At 57.4% G+C, this 3,914-nt stretch carries 1 protein-coding gene; it reads left to right on the top strand.

The annotated features are described in order from the left end of the window. Nucleotides 1–213: 213 nt before the first annotated feature. A complete protein-coding gene (locus tag HKK72_RS37105) occupies nucleotides 214–2,826 on the top strand; it encodes a tetratricopeptide repeat protein (protein ID WP_187239069.1) in 2,613 nt (870 codons plus the stop codon). Nucleotides 2,827–3,914 lie beyond the last annotated feature (1,088 nt).

The raw sequence follows: 3,914 nt of genomic DNA, 5'->3' as shown, positions 1-3,914 counted from the left end.
GACACCCTCTGACCTGCCGGATGAGAAGTTTCTCTACGGCTTCAAGGGCGCCGCTACGCGCCGCCAGCCGGGACGGGCATGCGGCCTCTCCGGGCCGGTCTCGCCCCGGCCGGAGGCGGGATTCTGCTTGAGAACGATTCCAGACCGAGCCGATTACACACCTGTTACCCATTCTGGATTAAAGCACCCTCCGAGTAAGCCAGAATGGGGAGCATGGCAGAGCGTTGGGACGAGACCTGGCATCGACTGCTTGTCTGGACTTCTGGCCAAGCGCCATCGGAGCGTTTGGCTGCTCAGATACTGCTAGGAGATGGCTTTAGTCGCCTCGACCCAAGCCATCCGCTTGGTGGGCCGGACGGTAAGAAAGACGCCATCATGCAGAGAGATGGCCGCAAATGGATCATGGCGGTCTACTTTCCCCGCGGCCAACAAGCGTTTAAGGCGATCAGGAGTAAATTCGTATCTGACGCCGCCGGCGTATCGGCCAATAGCGCAGATGGCATCGCATTTGTGACGAATCAAGAGCTGTCGCTGGCAGAGCGTAAGGAGCTGTGTAGCCGTACGCAGTCGGCGTGCGAGATCTATCACCTGGAGCGCATCGTAACGATACTAGACCAGCCCGCTATGGCGACCGTACGGGCCCAATATTTGGGAATCGATACAACGCCAAATACTGCGATTTCGTCACTGCGGACTGTCTTCGTTCACCCAATATTGCCGAGCAGTGGCATGGGGACTCGCTTCGTGGGTCGAGCAGATGAACTACGTGCAGTGGAAGACTTCCTTACATCTTCCCTGTCGGTTGAAGGCTTCTCGCACGTTGGTGTCGTTGCAGGGATGCCCGGTGTTGGCAAAACAGCCTTCGCTCTAGAGGTTGCGGCAAACCTATGCACAAAGGGCCTATTTTCCGGAGGCGCCTTTATCGCCGATTTTAAAGGATACGAGGAGAACCCACGAGAATGGGTAGAACCATCTGCAGTACTGCCCGGCCTGCTGCTGGCGCTAGGTGCCGACCATGTAGCACCTGACGCCGCCGCTAATTTTATCGCTTATCGGCATCTTTTGAAAACCAGGGAGCGGGAGGGACGCCCGATACTGCTGCTGCTCGATAACGTTGCAGATATACGTCAGGCTCACGACCTATTGCCACCTCCAGGAATCCACCGTGTAATAATCACATCGCGAAATTCGCTAAGTCCGAGGATCCCGCTCTCCCGAGACGTCCCTTTGTCGATCCTGCCCCTGCGCCAGTCGACACAGCTTATCGCCAAAGGAAACGAAAGCCGGTTTTCCGGACAGACTGAAGCCTTGGAATTGCTTGCCAATTTGTGCGGTGGTCTGCCCATCGCTCTTCAGCTGGTGTCGCAAATACTGGCCAACGATCCTGATTTGAGTGCGTTGGATATAGCTCACGAACTAAAGGAGGAGGCAACGAGACTTGCTGGACTTGAGTTCGAGGATGCAGAGATTCGAGCAGTATTTCAGGGCTCGTACCTACGCCTTCCGAGGGAAGCCGCCAAGTGTTTGCGTTACTTGTCCATCCACCCAGGGAGAGAGCTATCCCTCCAAGCCGCAGCACATTTGCTGGGAGTGACAGAGGTTAAGGCGCGTCAAGCGCTCAGACGACTTGAATCTTCGCACCTAATTACTCGCAGCTTCGAGCCGACGTTGTGGAAGCTGCATGACCTACTACGTCTCTACGGTCGGGAGCTTGCTGATAGCACCGACGCTCGCCATGCGCAGCAAGAAGCGTTGCACCGCCTGTTCAAGTACTATTTTGAGACAATAGAGCAGGTCAATGGATGGATAAACGGCACGTCCGACCTCGAAGGGACGGAGTCATTTGAAGATTCCAAGAATGCCCTCCGCTGGGCCGCGCGGGAACACGCCAATGTAGTCGCATGCATCAGCTCGGCCTCTGATATTGGGGGGCTAACCCGGTCGTGGGAGCTGGGGATTGCGATCAATCCTTACCTTTGTCTGCGCGGCGACTGGTCGACGGCTATCAAAGTCTCAGAATCTGCAGTTGCGGCAGCAAAATCCCTAGGGGATAAAAAGAGAGAGGGCAGTGCGCTTAACAATCTAGGACTTGCCTACAACTCGTGTCGCCGCCACGACGACGGTAAGCCGCTATTTCTTCGCGCACGGAAGTTGCACAGGGAAATCGGCGACAAAGAGGGCGAGGCGCGGGTATTGTCAGGACTTTCTGAGTCGATGCGCGCCGAGGGAAATGTTCTAGCCACCATTCCCGTTCTGCAGCGCGCAGTTCGCCTATATACTGAGATTCAAGATGCCTACGGATTGGGTTTCGCGCTTACGAACTTGGCTACATCTCTGCGAGAGACCAAGCAGTATATGGCAGCCGTAGGCATATTGGGGAAAGCTCTGGAAATTCACCAGGCGACAGGTGCGCGGCGGGCGGAGGCAAGCACCTTGGGTCAGCTTGGTGCGGCCCTAGGGCAAGTTGGTCAAGCAGAAAAGGCAGCCGTTGCATTCGATGACTCGATACGGATAGCCGAAGGTATTGGAGATCACCTGATTGCCGGAATGTCATACATGAATAAGGGAAACCTATATAGATTGCAAGGCGATCTGCATAATACTGAAGACCTATATCGAAAGTCCCTCGCCTCTTTTGAAAAAATTGAAAGCGTATGGGAGCAGGCTTATGTTCTGTTTAACATGGCCCAATGGTATCAAGAGCGTGGCGACGAAAATAAGTGGCAGGAATGCATGGCGAAGATAGCAAGCTTGGGTACTACCGGGCGTCAGCTATTGGAAAGAGCAGCAAAGCGAGGTCGAGAGTCAGGAATGCTGTCCTTCTAAGTGGTGTGGGCGCGCTAATCTTGACTGAGTTACATCGGCTGCGCGCCTATAAAATAGCTTTTCGGTGGAACACTCGGCGCTGGGTGGTGACCGAGTGTCGTGATGATTGCCGTGGTGGTTAGCTGCTGCCGCATGACTTCCGGTGTTCGGCCCATGGCTGGCCCTGTGCTCCGAGTCCGCTTACCATCGGGCAAGCAGGGGTCTCACTGTCGGCACTTCTGTCGTGCAGCATAAGTACAGTAAATGTCGATGCACACCGTCTTCCTAGGCGGCTCACCAACACAGCGCTGACCAACGAACTGCCGTCGGATCTTGGGGTACCGATAGTTCGCATGGAGGGGGTCACGGCTTAGGGATTTGGCTACCGGTGTTAGGGGCGTCGTCTTCCCCTCTACGCGGCCAGTCTCCGGCCTCCACGGACCGCATCAAGGGCGCCCACAGCGGCGCTACGCGATCGGCTAGGCCGACCCTTGACCCGCTCTGCTCCGGCCTACGATCAGGCAGCTATGAGGATGACGACTCGGGAGGGGAGAATGGGTACGAGGCATACAGCGCGGGAGCTGGCGGACAATTCTGACCTTGCTGACGGAAAATCGGAGATCAGCCGGGCAGGCAGACAGTGCCCGGCTGTTGGGCTTGCTGGTCAGGCGGCGGAGCCGTTCCGCACGACCAGACGGCGGCCGCACTCATCGCGCTCGCCCGCGAACTGAGCGATGTAGGCATCGACCTCGGCAATGCTTCGGCCGGCATCCACCGGGCGCCCTCGCGGACGATCTCATCGATCAGCGACCCGGACAGAACCGGGCCACCCGCGTGACGATCGCCGTCGGTGGGATCAGGGACCACGGTGAGCATGGGTGTGCCCTCCCGACCGACGTTGGCGCATCGGCCGTACGTGAGACCTTCAGACGATCACCGGGAAGGTCCACCCCTTCCAGCCGATCCACAGGTCTCAAGCATTGATCGCGCGTCGGCCCTGGACTACATAGATGTTCTTGCCCTCAAAGCCCCAAACCGGCCGCCTCGTCGGCAGCGAATACCGCAAGCCAGGCGAGCCCCCCCCGTTCCCTCATGGCCGACGCCATCAT

The sequence above is a fragment of the Actinomadura sp. HBU206391 genome, from assembly GCF_014323665.1.
GTDB lineage: Bacteria > Actinomycetota > Actinomycetes > Streptosporangiales > Streptosporangiaceae > Actinomadura_C.
This window is presented reverse-complemented; position numbering and strand designations above follow the sequence as displayed.

Coding starts and splice junctions, on each gene's coding strand:
- HKK72_RS37105 (WP_187239069.1), top strand. CDS start 214: ATGGCAGAGCGTTGGGACGAGACCTGGCATCGACTGCTTGTCTGGACT.